We start from the raw sequence: 18,981 nt of genomic DNA, 5'->3' as shown, positions 1-18,981 counted from the left end.
TGTTCATTCCTCAGGCGAAGAAGCTGCGGGCGTAATCCAGCGCGTCCGCCAGCGCATCGACTTCTTCCCTTGTGTTATAGAGACCGAAGGACGCCCGGCAAGTGGAGGTCACGCCGAAACGAGCGAGCAGCGGCTGGGCACAATGGGTGCCGGCGCGAACGGCAACGCCGCGACGGTCGATCATGGTGGAGACGTCATGGGCATGAATGCCGGCGAGTTCGAACGAGAAGATCGCCCCCTTACCCGGTGCATTGCCGATGATCCTCAGCGAATTGATCGCCGAGAGGCGCTCATGCGCATAGGCGCGCAGGCTTTCCTCATGGGCGGCAATCGCCGGACGGCCCAGGCTTTCCATATAGTCGAGCGCATAGCCCAGGCCAATTGCCTGAACGATCGGCGGCGTGCCGGCCTCGAAACGATGCGGCGGCTCGTTGTAGGTGACGCGATCCTCGGAGACCTCGATGATCATCTCACCGCCGCCCATGAATGGGTCCATGTCGCGAAGCCGGTCCATCTTGCCCCAGAGCACGCCGATGCCGGAGGGACCGTAGAGCTTGTGGCCGGTCACGGCATACCAGTCGCAGCCCAGATCCTGAACGTCGACGGGCATGTGCACAGCACCCTGGCTGCCATCGACCATGACGGCGATGCCGCGCTCATGGGCAATACGGCAGACTTCCTTGATCGGGACGACCGTGCCAAGCGCGTTCGACATATGGGTGATGGCGATCAGCTTGGTGCGCTCGGTCAGGCAGCCTACAAAGGCCTCCATGTCGAAGGCGCCGTCATCGGTCACCGGCGCCCAGACGAGCTTGGCACCCTTGCGTTCCCGCAGGAAATGCCAGGGCACGATGTTGGAGTGGTGCTCCATGATCGAGAGAACGATCTCGTCGCCCTCGGCGATATGCTTCATGCCCCAGCCATAGGCGACCGTGTTGATCGCCTCGGTCGAGGACTTGGTGAAAATCACCTCGTCGATCGAGGGGGCATTCAGGAAGCGGCGGACCTTTTCGCGCGCCGCTTCATAGGCGTCTGTCGCGGCATTGGACAGGAAATGCAGGCCACGATGCACGTTGGCGTATTCGTGGGAATAAGCATGGGAAACAGCGTCGATCACGCTTTGCGGCTTCTGCGAGGACGCCGCGTTGTCGAGATAGACCAGCGGCTTGCCATAGACTTCGCGCGACAGGATCGGGAAATCCCGCCTGACGGCTTCGACGTCATATCCTGTCTTTACCGCGATCGTGTCAGCCATGATGCTCCAGCCAGTCGGTGATGATCTCTTCCAGGGCCTCGACGAGCGGCTCGTTTTCCAGCTCCTCGACGATCTCGGCAACGAAGCCATTGATCAACAGCGCACGCGCCTTCTTTTCCGGAATGCCACGCGACATTAGGTAGTAGAGATGGCTCTTGTGGATGTCGGCGACCGTCGCACCATGGGCGCACTGCACGTCGTCGGCGAAGATTTCGAGTTCCGGTTTCACCGAAAACTCGCAATCATCCGACATCAGCAGCGTGTTGCAGGCCATGCGGGCATCGGTTTTCTGGGCATCCGGAGCAACCCGGATCATGCCCTGGAAAACGCCCTTGGCGCGATCGAAGACGACGTTGCGGATGATTTCCGTCGAGGTGGTGTTCGGTACGTCGTGGCCGAGCGTCATGGTGACATCGGTATGGGTTTCGCCGCCGAGCAGGTTGACGCCGCGTAGCATGAAGTCGGAGCCTTCGCCCGCGGTCTTCACATGCACTTCCTGGCGCACCAGCTTGCCGCCGGCATTGACGATGAAGAGCCTGAACTTCGCATCCTTGCCCAGTTCGGCGCGGATCTGGCCGAGATGCGTGTCGGCATCGCCTTCGCCCTGCAGGATCACCCAGGTGATCTCGGCACCCTCGCCGAGCTTCAGATCGGCGACGACGGAGGCGAGTGCGGCCGAACCGCTCTGGCCGACATGACGCTCGATAATGGTTGCCTTGGAACCCTTGCCGAAGCTGGCGGGGAACCGCAGATGCAGCTGACCGGCCGCGTGAACCGACTGCAGCTCGATCGGGGCTTCGATCTCCGTGTCCTCTGCCACTTCGAGCGTAAAGCCGTCGCGCACGAAGGCGCCGTTCAGGCGGCCGATCGTGTCGTCCGCGTTGAAAGCCGTCAGACCTTCGGCAGCGGCGCCCGTGGAGAGCGCGTCGCGGTAGAGTGCGATGCTCAGACCATCCGGCAGCGCTGACGGTCGCTGGGCCACGCCCTGCAGGACGTTGAGCACATGAGTGCCCGACACCAAGGGGTCAACCGTCTTGGCAACAGCTTGCGGCTCATCCGCTGGAAGCGCACGCAGCAGCGCCTTGAGGTCGGTATAGTGGAAGGTCTCGACGCGGCGCGTCGGCAGACCCTGGCGCTTCAGCGCGTCGAACAGGCCGTCGCGCTTCAAAAGCACGGCGCCATCGCCCGGAAGGCTGCCGACCTGATTGGTATAGGCGTCGATGAGCTGGGTCTCGGCTACGGTGAGCCGGTTGGCCGCTTGCAATGTCATCGTTGCAACTCCTTCAAAACTTGAGAGCCCTTTAGGCTGCCTGACCGGTGATGTCGGCATAGCCGTTGGCTTCGAGTTCCAGCGCCAGGCTCTTGTCACCCGACTTGATGATCTGGCCCTGGTAGAGAACATGCACGCTGTCCGGCACGATGTAGTCGAGCAGGCGCTGGTAGTGGGTGATGACGACGGTTGCGCGGTCCGGACGCTTCAACGCGTTGACGCCGTCGGCGACGATCTTCAGCGCATCGATGTCGAGGCCCGAATCGGTTTCGTCGAGAATGCAGAGCTTGGGCTCGAGCAGCGCCATCTGCAGGATTTCGGCGCGCTTCTTTTCACCGCCGGAGAAGCCGACATTGAGCGGACGCTTCAGCATGTCAGGATTGATCTTCAACTCGCCTGTGGCTTCCTTGACGCGGCGGATGAAGTCCGGCGTCGTCAGTTCGGCTTCGCCACGCGCCTTGCGCTGCGAGTTCATCGCTACTTTCAGGAACTGCATGGTGGCCACACCCGGGATTTCGACCGGATACTGGAAGGCGAGGAAGATGCCCTTGGCGGCGCGCTCGGCCGGATCAAGTTCCAGAATGCTCTCGCCGTTATAGAGAATGTCGCCTTCGGTGACTTCATAGTCTTCGCGGCCAGACAGAATGTAGGACAGCGTCGACTTACCCGAACCGTTCGGGCCCATGATGGCAGCCACTTCGCCGGCCTTCACGGTCAGGTTCAGGCCCTTGATGATTTCGGTGCCGTCTTCGGCGATGCGGGCATGGAGATTTCTGATTTCAAGCATAGACAAATCCTTTCGGACGAATGGGTAACGCGCGAAGCGCAGAGAAATGACTGAGCGGGTGGTCGACCTTAGCCGACCGAACCCTCGAGCGAGATGTTGATCAGCTTCTGCGCCTCGACCGCGAATTCCATCGGGAGCTGCTGGATGACGTCGCGGACAAAGCCGTTGACGATCAAAGCGATCGCCTCTTCTTCCGGGATGCCGCGCTGCATGGCGTAGAACTTCTGGTCTTCCGAGATCTTCGAGGTCGTCGCCTCGTGCTCCACCTTGGCCGTCGAGTTCTTCACCTCGATATAGGGCACGGTATGCGCGCCGCAGGTGTCACCGATCAGAAGCGAATCGCAGTTGGTGAAGTTGCGGGCGTTTTCCGCCTTGCGGTGCATCGAGACCTGGCCGCGATAGGTGTTCTGCGACACACCGGCCGAAATGCCCTTGGAGATGATCCGGCTCTTGGTGTTCTTGCCGAGATGGATCATCTTCGTGCCGCTGTCGACCTGCTGATGGCCGTTCGACACGGCGATCGAGTAGAACTCGCCCTGGCTGTCATCGCCGCGCAGGATGCAGGACGGGTATTTCCAGGTGATGGCCGAGCCGGTTTCGACCTGGGTCCAGGAGATCTTCGAGCGCGCACCACGGCAATCGCCACGCTTGGTGACGAAGTTGTAGATGCCGCCCTTGCCGTCCTTGTCACCAGGATACCAGTTCTGGACGGTCGAATACTTGATCTCGGCGTCATCGAGCGCCACGAGTTCGACGACGGCTGCGTGCAGCTGGTTCTCGTCTCGCTGGGGTGCCGTGCAGCCTTCAAGATAGGACACGTAAGCGCCTTCTTCGGCGACGATCAGCGTGCGCTCGAACTGGCCGGTGTTCTTCTCGTTGATGCGGAAATAGGTGCTGAGCTCCATTGGGCAGCGAACGCCCTTCGGAATGTAGACGAAGGACCCGTCTGTGAAGACGGCGCAGTTCAGCGTCGCATAATAGTTGTCGGTGACCGGAACGACCGAGCCGAGATACTTCTTCACCAGATCCGGATATTCGCGGATCGCTTCCGAGATCGACATGAAGATCACGCCGGCCTTTTTCAGCTCTTCTTTGAAGGTGGTGACGACCGAAACCGAATCGAAGACGGCGTCGACGGCGATCTTCGAGGACTGGACGCCAGCCAGCATTTCCTGCTCTTTCAAGGGAATGCCGAGCTTTTCATAGACCTTCAGAAGTTCGGGATCGACTTCGTCGAGCGACTTCGGGCCGGCAGCCGTCTTCGGCGCGGCATAATAATAAATGTCGTTGAAATCGATCTTTGGATAGTCGACGCGCGCCCAGGTGGGCTCGACCATCGTCAGCCAACGCCTGTAGGCGTCGAGGCGCCATTCAAGCATCCATTCGGGCTCGTTCTTCTTGGCCGAAATGAAGCGGACGATATCTTCCGACAGACCCTTCGGGGCCTTGTCGACTTCGATGGTGGTTTCAAAACCATACTTGTACTGATCCACATCGATCTGGCGAACCTGATCGATCGTTTCCTGCACAGCAGCCATGGTCGTTCTCCAATCTTGCCGGGCCAAATTCCGACAGCTTGTTAACGTTGGGCGGTGACCCGCCATATCTAAGGTTCCCGAGCCACCATTTCACCCTCTTGGCAAGGGAAAAACGAGGATCGGGCCGGTTTTTCGCCGCTTATGCGGCCTGGCCAGCCGGTTTTCGCCGGGCGGCAATCTTCTCAAAGGTCGCAACGAAGCGATCGATGTGCGTTTCCGTTGTCGTCGGGCCGATCGACAGGCGCAGCGCTCCGGTTGCGGCGTCCTCGCCCATCGCGGTCAAAACGTGGCTGGCGCCCACCTTGCCGGACGAGCAGGCCGCACCCGCCGACAATGCGACACCTTCCAGATCGAAGGCGATCTGACCGGTTTCAGCCTTCAGCCCCGGCAGATGGAAGAAACTCGTATTCCCGACCCGTGCTTCGCTCCGGCCGTATATGACAGTCTCCGGTGCCGCAGCCAGCATGCCGGCTTCGGCCCTGTCGCGTAACGCTGCAATTGCGGCGTTGCGCTCGACCAGATCCTTCGACATCCGCGAGGCGGCAGCCCCGAAGCCAGCGACGGCTGCAAGATTTTCCGTACCGGCCCGATGGCCTTTTTCCTGACCGCCCCCGCGCACCAGCGGTTCCGGCATCAATGTTTCACCCCGGGCCACCAGTGCGCCGACACCCTTGGGCCCGCCGAGCTTGTGAGCCGAGAGGATCAGGAAGTCCGCACCGAGCTCGCAAATCGACAGAGGAATGCGCCCTGCCGCCTGCACGGCATCCACCACCAGCAGCCCACCAAACTTCTTTACGACGGCGGAGATCTCCTGGATTGGCTGAATGATGCCGGTTTCATTGTTGACCAGCATGACCGCGACCAAAGGCAGCCCGTCTGCGGGATCATGCGCGGCCAGCAGTGCCGAAAGCGCATCGAGATCTAGAACACCCAAACGCGTCACCGGTATTTCGGTGATCTGATGAGCGGCAAAGCGTCCGCCGGCTCTGACAGCCGGATGCTCGATCGCGGAAACGTAGAGCCGACCGAGCGAAACACGCGACTTGCCCATCCGATAGATGGGCGACAGCACCTGATTGGCGGCTTCGGTCGCGCTTGCGGTCAACGTCACATGAGAGGCTTCCGCGCCAACGAGACTTGCGATCTCGCGGCGGGCCTTTTCGATTAAGGCACGCGCTGCGCGTCCCTCGGCATGCACTGAAGACGGGTTGCCGGGCATTGCGAGCGCCTCGACCATGGCATCGCGCGCCGCGTCCATCAGGGGTGCGGTGGCGTTCCAGTCGAGATAGATGCGCGCAGCGGCCATCCTTGCTTCATACTCCCATACTCATGGCGGCGCATTTTCCTTGAAATTTCCGCCGGGCTTGCCTTATGACACCTTCACCCCGGATGCGACGCCATCCAGTTTCGAACGGTTCTAAACTTCGTTCTAGAAAAGCTGACTGACGCCGTCAAGTCAGCTTTCTAATTTGGTGTTGACGAACCGCAAAAATGTCAGGGACCGGAACCTAATGCCCGAAGTGATTTTCAACGGCCCCGCTGGCCGTCTCGAAGGCCGTTATCAGCCCTCCAAGGAAAAGAGCGCACCGATCGCGATCATCCTTCATCCGCATCCGCAATTCGGCGGGACGATGAACAACCAGATCGTCTACCAGCTGTTCTACATGTTCCAAAAGCGCGGCTTCACCACGCTCCGCTTCAACTTCCGCGGCATTGGCCGCAGCCAGGGCGAGTTCGACCATGGCGCCGGCGAGTTGTCGGATGCAGCGTCGGCCCTCGACTGGGTGCAGAGCCTGCATCCGGATTCGAAGAGCTGCTGGGTTGCCGGTTATTCCTTCGGGTCCTGGATCGGCATGCAGCTCCTGATGCGTCGCCCTGAGATCGAAGGCTTCATGTCGATCGCACCGCAGCCGAATATCTACGACTTCTCCTTCCTCGCCCCCTGCCCGTCATCGGGTCTGATCATCAATGGCGACAGCGACAAGGTGGCCCCTGAAAAGGATGTGCTTGGCCTCGTCGACAAGCTGAAGACGCAGAAGGGTATCCTGATCACCCACAAGACGGTGTCAGGTGCCAACCACTTCTTCAACGGCCAGGTGGAAACGCTGATGGGCGAATGCGAAGACTATCTCGACCGTCGCCTCGACGGCGAACTGGTCCCCGAACCGGCCGCCAAGCGGATCCGGTAAGACGATCCGGATCGTGGCCGATACAAACGTTCTCGTCAGCGCTTGTATCGGCCAGGGTCCTGCCTCGAAAGTGATCGAGGCTTGCCTGGACGGACGCCTTGTCCCTTTCCTGTCCGGTCCATTGCTACTCGAGTACCGGGACGTTCTCTCCAGGACCGAGCCTTTTGTTCAGGCACGATTGTCCGCCAATGAACGTTTAGCATTGCTGGAAATTTTCGTTTCTCGCTGCCACTGGCGCACGGCGCATTTCAAATGGCGGCCCAATCTCGTCGATGAAGCCGACAATCACTTGATCGAATTGGCAATCTCGGCCAACGCGCATATACTCGTTACGTCGAACATCCGAGATTTCGAAAAGGCGGAGCTCAGGTTTCCGCATATCAAGATCGAGACACCAGCAGCGACCGTTCGGAGGCTTGAATATGAACGCTTTAACCGTTGAGCTGAGTTCAGAGGTTCACGAAAAGGTGGATCTGATCGCGGCGGAAAAGGGTGTCTCTCCTGAACGCCTGGTATCAGAAATGGCAGCGGAAATGGTGGAGCAACACGAAGCTTACCGCTTGTTCGAGGAGATGGCCGCCCGCGGCAGGGGAAGAGAGGCGGAAGCCCTCGCCTTGCTTCGTCGCGACTGACCGTCGTGTTCGATTACAGACTGTGATGCTTTGAATGACCTCACCCATGACATTTGACGCCGTCGGCCTCGCAGGTGGCGGAAACCGTTGCTACTGGCAGAGCGGCTTCTTGAAGGCCTTCAGCGAGCATCATCCGCTCAATCCGCGCTTCTATGTGTCCGTTTCTGCCGGGGCCTATCACGGCGCGATGTTTCTTGCCGGTGTCGGCGATCGGGTGCGCGAATCCGCCTTCGCATTCGCCGAAAAGGGGCATCGTGGCATCGACTGGCGGGCGCTGAGGCGGCGGCAATCGCCGCTGGTCGTCGGTGCTCTGTTTCGACAATTGCTCGCCAGCGAATTCGGCGAGGCAGAACTCGCCACCTTGAAGGCTGCGCCGCCGATGCTGATCCAGCTCTCAGGCGTTCCGGACTGGATGCCGGGCACGCTCGGGGCGCTGGGCTCGATCGGCGCCTACCAAATCGAAAAGCTGTTGACCGATGGCACCCATTCGAAGGCAGGGCTTCGCATGAAATTGCGTCCGACCTGGTTCTCCACACACAATGTCGACTATCCCGGTGAGCTGGTCGATGCACTGATGGCGACCTCCTCGGTCCCACCCTTCATGCCGGTCGGACGGGTCCGCGGCCGCGCCTATCTCGATGGCGGGCTCGTCGACAATCCGCCGCTGATGAAGCTGAGCGAGGTCGAAGCGAAGGGCTGGAAGACGCTGCTGCTCTCCACTCGCTTTGGCCGCACGCCGCCGGCGGTCGCCAATCGCATCGTCGTCGGCCCGAGCGAGGACATCCCGGTCAACAAGTTCTCGGTCGGCGACGCAGCCGGCATCCGCCATGCCTATGAAGTGGGTTTGCGGGATGGGCTCGCCTTTGCTCAAAAGGGACCGGCTGCAGACCCCGTCAAGTGAAAGTCAGCTGCTCGGCTGTCGGGACGCCGCCACGAGCACTCCGCCACTTACCGGCTGACCGACACCCGTCGTCCCCGGAAAGGTAAGCGGCAGCCCGCTTGCCGATCGTACAGCCAGATAGGCCCAGGCCTCAGCTTCCATCGCGTCGCCATCGAAGCCGGCCTGTTCTGCGCTCATGACCTCCGCTCCTCTCTCCGCGGCCAATCGCACAAGATCGGCCATGATTGTGCGGTTCAGCCGTCCCCCGCCACAGATGACGAAGGTCTTCGGGAAAGCCGGCAGATGCCCGGCCGACTTCAAGACGGCCGCAGCCGAGATGTAAGCCAGCGTCCGCGCACCATCGGACAGCTCCGCCTCGTGGCCCTCAGGCGGGCGAAAATCGTTGCGGTCCAGCGACCGGCGCTTGCTAGCCGTGAAAAACGGATTGTCCAGATAGCGCTCGGCGAGCGCCATAATGACCGAACCTTCCGACGCGATGCGGCCGCCGTCGTCATAGGGGATGCCGGCATGGGCCTCGACCCATTGATCGATCAGCGTGTTGCCCGGTCCGCTGTCGAAGCCGATGATTATGCCGTCGCGGTCGAGGAAGGTGAGGTTCGAAATGCCGCCGATATTGACGAAGCAGACCGGCCATTGATCCCCCGGCATCTGCTGCGCCAGTGCTTGGTGATAGACCGGCACCAGCGGCGCGCCCTGCCCGCCATGGGCCATATCATTGGCGCGCAGGTCGTAGACGACATTTATGCCGGTTTCGCTTGCCAGGAGCTGACCGTCGCCAATCTGCACGGTCAGCGCTTCGTCGGGCCGATGCAGAACGGTCTGACCATGAAAACCGATGAGGTCGACATCCCCGGGCGTCAGGTTATGCTGCTGCAAGAAAAGGCTCACAGCTTCGCCATGGCGTAACGTCAGGTCTTTCTCCATACGGGAGAGGTCGCCTGGCCGCTCGTGGCGTTGCCTGATCGTCTTGGCATCTTCCAGCGCCTGCTTCAGCCGGTCGCGGAAGGCCGGCTCGTAGGGAACAGACAGGAAGCCACCACGCTCGACCACCGCCTCGCCATCGGTGCGCAACAGCGCCACATCGATGCCGTCCATCGACGTGCCGCTCATCAACCCGATCGCCGTCCTGATTTCCGCCATTTGCCACCCGATTCGGCTGCCGTTCACGCCGGACATTCATGACCGAGACGGGTGCACAATTCAAAAAACAATGCTAAAGCCCGCGCGGATTTCCAAGATCATCACCGAAAGACCAGAGAACCGAAAGCAACAGCGTCATGACGAAGTTCAAGTCCGATTTCCTCCGCATCCTCTCCGAGCGCGGCTTCATTCATCAGATGTCCGATGAAACGGGGCTCGACGATCTGCTCGCCAAGGAAAGCGTGACGGCCTATATCGGCTATGATCCGACGGCATCCAGCTTGCATGTCGGCCACCTCATGCAGATCATGATGCTGCGCTGGTTCCAAACCACTGGCCACCAGCCGATCTCGCTGATGGGCGGCGGTACCGGCATGGTCGGCGACCCCTCCTTCAAGGAGGAAGCCCGCAAGTTGATGACCATCGAGACGATCGAAGAGAATATCGCCTCGATCAAGCGCTGCTTCTCGCATTACCTCGACTATGACAAGGGCCCGAAGGGCGGCGCCCTGATGGTCAATAATGCCGAGTGGCTACGCGGCCTCAACTACCTCGAATTCCTGCGCGATGTCGGTCGGCATTTCTCGGTCAACCGCATGCTCTCCTTCGACAGCGTCAAGACGCGGCTTGACCGCGAACAGTCCTTGTCCTTCCTGGAATTCAACTACATGATCCTCCAGGCATACGACTACGTCGAGCTGAACCAGCGCTACGGCTGCCGGCTGCAGATGGGCGGCTCCGACCAATGGGGCAACATCATCAACGGCATCGATCTCGGCCACCGCATGGGCACACCGCAGCTCTATGCGCTGACGGCACCGCTGCTCACCACCTCCTCCGGCGCCAAGATGGGCAAGTCGGCCTCGGGTGCCGTCTGGCTCAATGCCGACCTGCTGCCGGTCTATGACTTCTGGCAGTACTGGCGCAACACCGAGGATGCCGATGTCGTGCGCTTCCTCAAGCTCTTCACCATCCTGCCGATGGACGAAATCGCACGTCTGGCAGCGCTTGGTGGTTCGGAGATCAACGAAGCCAAGAAGATCCTCGCCACCGAAGTGACGACGCTGCTGCATGGCCGGGAAGCCGCTGAGCAGGCTGCAGAGACGGCCCGCAAGACCTTCGAGGAAGGGGCGCTTGCCGATACGCTGCCGACTGTAGAAGTCGCGTCTGCTGAACTCGAAGCCGGGATCGGCTTGCTCGGACTGATCGTCAAGGCGGGCCTTGCTGCCTCGAACGGTGAAGCCCGTCGTCATGTCCAGGGTGGTGCGGTCAAGATCAACGATGCCGGCGTCTCCGACGAGCGCATGTCTGTGGGAACTGCAGAGGTCACAGCGGATGGCGTCATCAAGCTTTCGCTGGGCAAGAAGAAGCACATTCTCATCAAGCCTGTCTGACCGTCTAAAGACTTACACTGACGACACCCGAAAAGCCCGCGATTGCGGGCTTTTCTGCATTGATCAACAGCCGTTAACCTATGGCGCATTTTTCACCAGCCTACCCGCCCTGCCGCATATCACGGCAACCTCATGCACAAATGCATAGCAGTCGCACATTATTTGCACTGCACAATATTGTTTTACGGGCGTATAAGAACGTCAGTCGCCGATGCGGGAAAGACCGCAGGATCAGCGAACATTCGACGAGGAAACGACCATGAACCCGATCCGCATTGCAAAGAACTGGATCAGCTACCGCCGCACGATGAACGAACTGGGCAACCTGTCTTCGCAGACCCTCAACGACATCGGCATCACCCGCTACGAGATCCGCAACATCGCTTCGCGCTCTTTCCGTTAATCGGACCTGCGCAAAGCAGCCTGTCAAACGGCACCGCATGGTGCCGTTTTTGATTCCGGCTTCATCAAATTGAACGCCCGGCCCGCTGCATGGCTCCAGACATGATGGACCTCGCGCCGCCAGCCGTGATATGGAGCCGCCCATGACGAACAGCACCTTCTCCCCCATTCATATCATCGGCGGCGGTCTTGCAGGCTCGGAAGCTGCCTGGCAGGTCGCGCAATCCGGCGTTCCGGTCATCCTGCACGAGATGCGCGGCGTGCGCGGCACGGATGCGCACAAGACCGACGGCCTTGCCGAGCTGGTCTGCTCCAACTCCTTTCGCTCCGATGACGCAACGTCGAACGCCGTCGGCGTCATCCATGCCGAGATGCGGCTTGCCGGCTCGTTGATCATGGCCTGCGCCGACAGGCATCAGGTGCCTGCCGGAGGTGCGCTGGCGGTTGATCGTGATGGCTTTTCGGAAGCCGTCACGGCCGAGATCCAACGGCATCCGCTGATCACAGTCGTCCGTGAGGAAGTGACGGGCCTGCCGCCGGAGGATTGGGATCTTGCGATCATCGCGACAGGCCCCCTCACCTCGCCAGCGCTAGCCGAAGCCATCCGCGAACGGACGGGCAAGGATGCGCTCGCCTTCTTCGATGCCATCGCGCCGATCGTGCATACCGACAGCATCAATATGGACATCTGCTGGTATCAGTCGCGCTACGACAAGGTCGGGCCGGGCGGCACGGGCAAGGACTACATCAACTGCCCGCTCGACGAAGCGCAGTACAACGCCTTTATCGATGCACTCGTCGCGGGTGACGCCGTCGGCTTCAAGGAATGGGAAGGCACGCCCTATTTCGACGGCTGCCTGCCCATCGAGGTGATGGCCGAACGAGGACGCGAGACGCTGCGCCACGGGCCGATGAAGCCGATGGGCCTCACCAATGCCCACAATCCGACCGTCAAGCCCTATGCGGTCGTGCAGCTACGCCAGGATAATGCGCTGGGCACGCTCTACAACATGGTCGGTTTTCAGACGAAACTGCGCTACGGAGCCCAGGCCGAGATCTTCCGGATGATCCCGGGCCTGGAGAATGCCGAATTCGCCCGCCTCGGCGGCCTGCACCGCAACACCTATATCCACTCCCCGACCCTGCTCGACCAGAGCTTGCAGCTGAAGGCCCGTCCGGGCCTGCGCTTTGCCGGCCAGATCACAGGCTGCGAGGGGTATGTGGAAAGCGCCTCGATCGGCCTGCTCGCCGGCCGTTTCGCAGCAGCGCAGCGCAAGGGCGAGACACCAAGCACTCCGCCGGCGACGACAGCCCTCGGTTCGCTGCTCAATCACATCACCGGCGGACACATCGTCTCCGACGAGGAGCCGGGCAAGCGCTCGTTCCAGCCGATGAACATCAATTTCGGATTGTTTCCCGAGCTTGAGCCCGGTTCGATCATCAAGCCTGAGGGCGTCAAGCGCTTCCGCGGCAAGGACAAGACGATCATGAAGCGACAGCTGATCGCCGCACGGGCACTCGAACACTGCAAGACCTGGCTGGGTGCTGCCTGACGGCGACGTCAGGCCTCAGCCTGTCGTGCTGGAGGCGGTGTCCTGTTCCCGGTCGGCATGGCCAACGTAGTTTCCAAGCAGCCAGAGGGACACCTCTGCCGCGATTGCCGGATTGGCGAAGGTGAACTCGCCATTGTGGAAGGATGCGTCGAGAAACTCGACGGCAATTCCCTTGCCGTTCGGCAAGGGGTTTACACGCACGGTGCCTGGCTCGATCAGATGGCAGGCGAAATGGTTGCGCATGCTGCGCATGAAGCCTGCCTTGTTGTCATGAAGACGGACGAAAACCGCCTTGCCGTCGACCGTGGCGTGCAGGCTGCGGATCGCCTCTTGCGGAAAGGCGCGGCCGAATTCGAGGATAGCGAGGCCAGCATCCTGAAATCCCTCATCCTCCTGGCGCATCATACGCAAGGAGAAATAGGCCAGCGCCAGGACGAGCGCAAAGACGATACCCCAGGTCACCATGATTTGATCTCGCCTCCTTCCCCGCACACACTATCGCAATGGCTGCTAACAGGCGAGCCTTGCGTGAACGTGGTGTAGCCGGGACGTGGCCGCTGTGTCAGAGCCGACCCGTCAGCAGCAGACGCATCATCGCCATCTGCCGTCGCCATTGCGGCGGGCGAATATCAGTCGAGAGAGAGGCATGGCCGATCTTCATCGCCCGCTTGAATACCGATTCTGCCAGCGTCGCAGGCAGGAAGGCGGCAAGCAGGCTCTTCGGTATTGCCCCGGCGGCTCGCGCCTTGCGCAGGTGATCGAGACCAAAACCGGCAAAGGCCTGGATGGCTGCGGTCATCCGCTCGTCGTTGCCCCCGGCCAGAAATGCGTCCCGGTCGAGCCCGACGGAAGCAAGGATCTGTGTGGGGAGGTAAACCTGTCCTCGAGCCCTATGGATCGGCATCAGCAGGATCGCACCGGCAACCGCCAGTGCCACACCCGCATGCCCTGCGATCTCTGAGGCAGCCTCGGCTGCCTCTGCATCGAGGACCAGAGATGAAAGTTGAATGAGCGCCGCCGCCGTCTCGCCGGCATAGCCTTCGAACATCGCCGTCGTTTCCATCGGATCGTCGTAGAGGTCGAAGATGCGCGCGTCGGCCATGGCGACAAGCGGCGCCACCGGCAGGCGCCACGTCTGCACGGCGCGAAGAAGCTCTGCAGCGACAGGATTTCCGGCCGTCTCGCCATGGGCGGCACCTTCCAGCAGGTCCCGCCAGTATTGCAGCCGCACCTCGCCCGGCAAGGGTTCGCGCACGAGATCGCGCACCCGGGCGAGCTCGGCGTTATAGGCATAGAGCGCAACGATCGCGGCACGACGATCGGTCGGCGTCAGGAGGCTTGCCAAGTAGCGGTCGCGATCCGTCTCCTGCAGTGCCCGCAGGCAAAGCGCCTCATTGGCTGACGGGATATCGCTCACGATGCACCTTTCGACGATGATCAGACCGCAATCAAGGCGGCTGCGACCGGGCGTTGCTCGGCCAGCATGATGTTATACGTACGCACCGCAGCACCGGTTCCCATGGGATCGGTGGCAATGCCTTTCGCCTTCAGCGCGGATCGCAAATCAGGATCGACCAGACGCAACTGCCGACCGGTGCCCAAAAGCAGGAATTCGATGCCGGCCTCGGAGAACACACGCGCAAGCGAGGCTTGGGATATCGGCTCCTCCTCGGTCTGCTCCCAGCCATAGACCCCTGAGGGAAGCAGGAGAAGTGACCCACGATGCGACATGTCGGCGAATCGGAAGCCGCCATTGCCGTAGCTGTCTATACCGGGCCGCCCCGGGAAATGGGCGTCACGGATGGTGACGCCCTTGTCTCCGAAGCCAAAGACCATCGGGTCAGGCTCCGGCCTTGGCCGGCATCTTCTCGCCTTCGCTATCGTCCTGCTGGAACGATTCCGGACGCAGCTTGAAGGCGATCAGCACCGGACCGGCGATGTAGATCGACGAGAATGTACCGATCAGAACGCCTGCCAGCATGGCGAAGGTGAAGGAGGCAATGACTTCGCCACCGAACAGATAGAGTGCACCAAGGGCAAGGATCGTACTGCCGGCCGTCAGCACCGTACGCGAAAGCGTCTGGTTGATCGATTCGTCGATCAGGACCTCAAGCGGCATCTTCTTGTAGCGCCTGAGGTTTTCTCGCATGCGGTCATAGACGACGACCGTGTCGTTCAGTGAGTAACCGATAATCGTCAGGATGGCCGCGATACTGGTCAGGTTGAATTCGATGCCGGTTAGGACGAACAGGCCGAGCGTGAAGACGACGTCATGCAGTGTCGCGATGATTGCGCCTAGCGCGAACTGCCACTCGAAGCGGAACCAGATATAGATCAGGATACCGAACAGGGCGGCGGCAACGCCGACAGTCGCGGAATAGGTCAGATCGCTCGAGACGGACGGTCCAACCACTTCGACACGGCGGAAGTCGTATTCGGCTTCCAGTTCACCACGCACCTTGGTCAGAGCCGACTGTTCGGCATTCTCACCGCCATCCTGCGCCTGCAGACGGATCAGCGCGCTCGCATCGTCCCCGAAGCCCTGGGCTTGTACTTCGCCGAGGTTCAACTGGCTCAGACGCTCGCGTATATCGGAGAGATCAGCGGTTCCGTCACGTGCCTGCACTTCGATGATGGAGCCGCCCTTGAAGTCAATCCCGAGGTTCATGCCAACAGTCGCAAACCCGACCAGCGAGGCTACCGAGATGAGCATGGCCAGTCCGAAGTTGAACTTCCGGGCCGCCATGAAGCGAATGTTGCGGTTGTCGAAGAAACCGGTGCGTACGCTCTTCGGAATCTGTTTCGGGCGCTTCCAGCGGTACCAGAACGCCATCAACCAGAAGGTCAGGGTGAAGGCAGTAAAGACGGTCGTCACGATACCGATCGACAGCGTGACGGCGAAGCCACGAACTGGACCGGACCCGAGGAAGAAGAGGACGACTGCCGCAATCAAGGTCGTCAGGTTGGCGTCGACAATGGTCGCAAAGGCCTTCTTGAAGCCGACTTCGATCGCTTGCACCAGTGGTCGGCCATTTCGGGCTTCCTCTCTGATGCGCTCGTAGATCAGAACGTTCGAGTCGACCGCCATACCCATGGTCAGCACGATACCGGCAATACCCGGCAAGGTCAGCGTCGACCCGATCAGCGACAGCGCCGCGAGGATCATGGCGATGTTGGCCGCGAGCGCGATGTTCGCCATCACGCCGAAGGTGCCGTAGAAGGCGAGCATGAAGACGACGACCGCGATACCGCCGATGATGCTGGCGGTCACGCCGGCATTGATCGAGTCCTGGCCGAGGCCGGGGCCAACGGTGCGTTCCTCGACAACGGTCAGCGTGGCAGGAAGCGCACCGGCGCGCAGCAGAACGGCGAGATCGTTTGCGCCTTCGACCGAGAAACTGCCGGAGATCTGTCCGGAGCCGCCGAGGATTGGCTCGCGGATGACAGGCGCGGAAATGACCTGCTGGTCGAGGACGATGGCAAAGGGATTGCCGACATTTTCCTGCGTCGCCTGGGCAAAACGCTGGGCACCGCGGCTGTCGAAGCGGAAGCTGACCACCGGCTCATTTGTGCGCTGATCAAATGCTGCCTGGGCATCAACGAGGTTTTCACCCGAAATCAGCGCACGACGCTCGATGAGGTAGGGAACGGCCGGATCGTCAGCCGAATACAGGACCTCCGATTGTGCCGGCGGACGTGTGTTGATCGCCTCCATCACCGGCATCGACGTGTCGACCATGTGGAAGGACAGTTTGGCCGTCTGGTTCAGAAGCGCCTTCAGACGCTGCGGATCGGTCAAACCCGGCACCTGGACGATGATACGGTCATCACCCTGGCGCTGAATGAGCGGTTCGGTCGTTCCGAGCTCGTCGACACGGCGGCGAACGACTTCCATCGACTGCGTCAGGGCAGAAGACACACGGTAGTCGATGCCATCATTGGTCAGCGTCAGGCGCAGCAGGCCGCCTTCGGCCTGCTCGAGAGCAACCTCCGTCACGGAGCCGCCGGTCAGGCCGCCAACGCTGACGGGATCGGTCAGCGAGCGCAGCGCCTCGATCGCTTCCGGCACCTTGTCCGCGTCGGTGATGCGCACCTGGATCTGCTGGCCCACGCCGGAAAGGCCCGTGTAGCGGATGCCGGCTTCGCGAAGCTGGGTCCGGACGTCACCGACGATCGTCTCCAGGCGTTCCTTGACGATGTCCTGGCGCTCGAGCCTCAGCATGATATGCGAGCCGCCCTGAAGGTCGAGGCCCAGCGTCACCTTGCTTGTGGGGAACCACGAGGGAAATGCTTCCAGTTCCTCGTCCGTGAAGGCATTCGGCAGGGCGACAAAGACGCCGAGCGCAACGGTCAACCAGATGAACAATGTCTTCCAGCGGGAGATGTAAAGCATGGAACTCTCGAATCAGGGCATCGGAAAATGGCAAAGGCCGGCACGAGGCCGGCCCAGCGGGATCAGGCGGCGGTTTCGGTCTTGACCGGCTCGCCCTTGACGCGGACTTCCGCCACATACTGGCGCATCGCACGAACCTTCACGCCGTCGGCGATTTCCAGTTCGAGTTCCTTGTCGTCGATCACCTTGGTGACCTTGGCGACGATGCCGCCACCCATGATCACCTGGTCGCCACGACGAATGGCGGACAGGGTCTCTTCACGCTTCTTCATCTGCGTCCGCTGCGGACGGATCAGGAAGAAATACCAGACCACCATCAGCGGTGCGAAGAGCAGCAGCATTTCCAGTCCGGATCCCATAGCGCTCGGAGCGGCTGCGTCCTGGGCAAAGGCCTCGGTGATAAACATGAAAGACTCCCTATTAAAGCGTATTGGAGAGCCCCTCGGCCCCCTCGTCAGGTCGCCGGAATATAGTGAGAGAGCCCATGAATGCAACAGAAACAGCGCTGAAGCGTACCATTTTCAGGCGCCCTACCCTTTATGCCCGCAATTCTGCGTGATACCGCCCGAGCTGAGGCTTCTACAGCCTGACCGGACGAGGAGGAGTAGAACGATGGACGACCTGACCGCGAGCGCACTTCTGGCGGAAGTGAAGCGTCTCACCGAGGCCGTTGAACGGCTGGCAGGGCCGGCGCCCGCCGTCAACGACTGGGAGGCCGCAGACTGTTTCGTCTGGGCTCCGGCACGGCTCCATTTACAGCCAATCAAGCGCCCGAACCGCGTGGAACTGGACCTGATCCGCGGCGTCGATCATGTGCGCGACATCCTGCACGAAAACACATTGCGCTTCGCCGAAGGCTTTCCCGCCAACAATGTATTGCTCTGGGGCGCGCGCGGCATGGGCAAGTCGTCGCTGGTCAAGGCCGTCCATGCCGACATCATCAAGACGAATGGCCTCGAGCTGAAGCTCGTCGAAGTGCACCGCGAGGATATCGCGACGCTTCCGGGCCTGCTCGAGATCATCAAGGATGCGCCGCACCGGATCGTCGTCTTCTGCGACGACCTGTCCTTCGACCATGACGACACCGCTTACAAGTCACTGAAGGCGGCCCTGGACGGCGGCGTCGAGGGCCGGCCGGACAATGTGCTCTTCTATGCGACATCCAATCGGCGGCATCTGCTGCCACGCCACATGATGGAAAACGAGCAATCGACGGCGATCAACCCGTCGGAAGCCGTTGAGGAGAAGGTGTCCCTGTCGGACCGTTTCGGCCTCTGGCTCGGCTTCCACAAATGCAGTCAGGACGACTACCTGACGATGATCGACGGCTATGCCGCGCATTTTTCGCTGCCGCTTCCCCGCGAGCAGTTGCATCGCGAGGCCCTGGAATGGGCTACCACCCGAGGCGGCCGCTCGGGCCGTGTCGCCTGGCAATACATCCAGGATCTCGCCGGACGTCTGCGGATCTCCACCGACCGCCGCTGAAACAGGCACCACTGGACACAGAAAAGCCCGGAGCGCGAGCTC

The 18,981-nt window shown here is 61.1% G+C and carries 19 protein-coding genes; 8 read left to right on the top strand and 11 right to left on the bottom strand.

The genetic code is table 11. The features are described 5' to 3' along the window. Window positions 1-10 precede the first annotated feature (10 nt). The 5 genes from ACQKP1_RS09215 to ACQKP1_RS09195 form a co-directional block, all read right to left on the bottom strand. Complete coding sequence (locus ACQKP1_RS09215) at window positions 11-1,255, bottom strand: cysteine desulfurase (RefSeq protein ID WP_427275013.1); 1,245 nt, start codon at window positions 1,253-1,255, stop codon at window positions 11-13. Then, the gene (gene sufD / locus ACQKP1_RS09210) at window positions 1,248-2,525 is read right to left on the bottom strand and encodes a Fe-S cluster assembly protein SufD (protein WP_427275012.1); all 1,278 of its coding nucleotides are present in this window, start codon (window positions 2,523-2,525) and stop codon (window positions 1,248-1,250) included. The genes ACQKP1_RS09215 and sufD overlap by 8 nt, the downstream gene beginning before the upstream one ends. A 31-nt stretch (window positions 2,526-2,556) precedes the next feature. Beyond that, window positions 2,557-3,312: a Fe-S cluster assembly ATPase SufC gene (gene sufC, locus ACQKP1_RS09205; RefSeq protein ID WP_427275011.1), complete on the bottom strand. Its 756-nt coding sequence runs from the start codon at window positions 3,310-3,312 to the stop codon at window positions 2,557-2,559. 68 nt (window positions 3,313-3,380) lie between these two features. Continuing rightward, window positions 3,381-4,850, bottom strand: coding sequence for a Fe-S cluster assembly protein SufB (gene sufB / locus ACQKP1_RS09200; protein WP_427275010.1), 1,470 nt, complete (start codon window positions 4,848-4,850; stop codon window positions 3,381-3,383). A gap of 139 nt (window positions 4,851-4,989) precedes the next feature. Beyond that, entirely contained in the window at window positions 4,990-6,156 is a 1,167-nt protein-coding gene (locus tag ACQKP1_RS09195) for a cysteine desulfurase family protein (protein WP_427275009.1), read from the bottom strand. 205 nt (window positions 6,157-6,361) lie between these two features. Here ACQKP1_RS09195 and ACQKP1_RS09190 point away from each other — a divergent pair, with 205 nt between their 5' ends. Genes ACQKP1_RS09190 through ACQKP1_RS09175 form a run of 4 tightly spaced genes read left to right on the top strand, consistent with a single transcriptional unit; the run spans window position 6,362 to window position 8,572 of the window. Next, on the top strand, window positions 6,362-7,039 hold the full coding sequence (locus tag ACQKP1_RS09190; RefSeq protein WP_427275008.1) for an alpha/beta hydrolase: 678 nt from the start codon (window positions 6,362-6,364) through the stop codon (window positions 7,037-7,039). A gap of 13 nt (window positions 7,040-7,052) precedes the next feature. Beyond that, a complete protein-coding gene (locus ACQKP1_RS09185; RefSeq protein ID WP_427275007.1) occupies window positions 7,053-7,481 on the top strand; it encodes a putative toxin-antitoxin system toxin component, PIN family in 429 nt (142 codons plus the stop codon). Then, entirely contained in the window at window positions 7,462-7,671 is a 210-nt protein-coding gene (locus tag ACQKP1_RS09180; RefSeq protein ID WP_203015634.1) for a hypothetical protein, read from the top strand. Before ACQKP1_RS09185 ends, ACQKP1_RS09180 begins: the two co-directional genes overlap by 20 nt. Window positions 7,672-7,717: 46 nt before the next feature. After that, a complete protein-coding gene (locus ACQKP1_RS09175; protein WP_427275006.1) occupies window positions 7,718-8,572 on the top strand; it encodes a patatin-like phospholipase family protein in 855 nt (284 codons plus the stop codon). 3 nt (window positions 8,573-8,575) lie between these two features. Here ACQKP1_RS09175 and ACQKP1_RS09170 read toward each other — a convergent pair whose 3' ends face one another. Next, window positions 8,576-9,712: an anhydro-N-acetylmuramic acid kinase gene (locus tag ACQKP1_RS09170; protein ID WP_427275005.1), complete on the bottom strand. Its 1,137-nt coding sequence runs from the start codon at window positions 9,710-9,712 to the stop codon at window positions 8,576-8,578. Window positions 9,713-9,849: 137 nt separating this feature from the next. Between ACQKP1_RS09170 and tyrS the strand changes: the two genes are divergently transcribed. The 3 genes from tyrS to trmFO all read left to right on the top strand — a co-directional run bounded on the left by tyrS (window position 9,850) and on the right by trmFO (window position 13,061). Continuing rightward, window positions 9,850-11,106 carry a tyrosine--tRNA ligase gene (gene tyrS / locus ACQKP1_RS09165; protein WP_203015628.1) on the top strand — a complete coding sequence of 419 codons (1,257 nt, stop codon included), beginning with the start codon at window positions 9,850-9,852 and terminating at the stop codon, window positions 11,104-11,106. A 259-nt stretch (window positions 11,107-11,365) separates the two neighbouring features. Then, window positions 11,366-11,509 (top strand): DUF1127 domain-containing protein, encoded by a 144-nt coding sequence (locus ACQKP1_RS09160; RefSeq protein WP_006728564.1) that lies wholly within the window; start codon window positions 11,366-11,368, stop codon window positions 11,507-11,509. A 142-nt stretch (window positions 11,510-11,651) separates the two neighbouring features. Continuing rightward, window positions 11,652-13,061 carry a methylenetetrahydrofolate--tRNA-(uracil(54)-C(5))-methyltransferase (FADH(2)-oxidizing) TrmFO gene (gene trmFO / locus ACQKP1_RS09155; RefSeq protein WP_427275004.1) on the top strand — a complete coding sequence of 470 codons (1,410 nt, stop codon included), beginning with the start codon at window positions 11,652-11,654 and terminating at the stop codon, window positions 13,059-13,061. A 15-nt stretch (window positions 13,062-13,076) separates the two neighbouring features. Here trmFO and ACQKP1_RS09150 read toward each other — a convergent pair whose 3' ends face one another. The 5 genes from ACQKP1_RS09150 to yajC form a co-directional block, all read right to left on the bottom strand. Next, complete coding sequence (locus ACQKP1_RS09150; RefSeq protein WP_427275003.1) at window positions 13,077-13,526, bottom strand: hypothetical protein; 450 nt, start codon at window positions 13,524-13,526, stop codon at window positions 13,077-13,079. Between the two features lie 97 nt (window positions 13,527-13,623). After that, window positions 13,624-14,478, bottom strand: a complete 855-nt coding sequence (locus ACQKP1_RS09145) for a phytoene/squalene synthase family protein (RefSeq protein WP_427275002.1) — start codon at window positions 14,476-14,478, stop codon at window positions 13,624-13,626. A 20-nt stretch (window positions 14,479-14,498) separates the two neighbouring features. Beyond that, window positions 14,499-14,897 carry an Mth938-like domain-containing protein gene (locus tag ACQKP1_RS09140; RefSeq protein ID WP_427275001.1) on the bottom strand — a complete coding sequence of 133 codons (399 nt, stop codon included), beginning with the start codon at window positions 14,895-14,897 and terminating at the stop codon, window positions 14,499-14,501. Window positions 14,898-14,901: 4 nt separating this feature from the next. Next, entirely contained in the window at window positions 14,902-17,454 is a 2,553-nt protein-coding gene (gene secDF, locus ACQKP1_RS09135) for a protein translocase subunit SecDF (protein WP_427275000.1), read from the bottom strand. 62 nt (window positions 17,455-17,516) lie between these two features. Further along, the gene (yajC, locus tag ACQKP1_RS09130; protein WP_203015620.1) at window positions 17,517-17,861 is read right to left on the bottom strand and encodes a preprotein translocase subunit YajC; all 345 of its coding nucleotides are present in this window, start codon (window positions 17,859-17,861) and stop codon (window positions 17,517-17,519) included. Window positions 17,862-18,066: 205 nt separating this feature from the next. Here yajC and ACQKP1_RS09125 point away from each other — a divergent pair, with 205 nt between their 5' ends. Further along, complete coding sequence (locus ACQKP1_RS09125) at window positions 18,067-18,939, top strand: ATP-binding protein (RefSeq protein WP_427274999.1); 873 nt, start codon at window positions 18,067-18,069, stop codon at window positions 18,937-18,939. Window positions 18,940-18,981: the final 42 nt, after the last annotated feature.

This window comes from Allorhizobium sp. NPDC080224 (genome assembly GCF_050281005.1).
Classification (GTDB): domain Bacteria; phylum Pseudomonadota; class Alphaproteobacteria; order Rhizobiales; family Rhizobiaceae; genus Allorhizobium.
The sequence above is the reverse complement of the archived record's forward strand: the minus strand, read 5'-3'. Positions and strand labels throughout refer to the sequence as shown.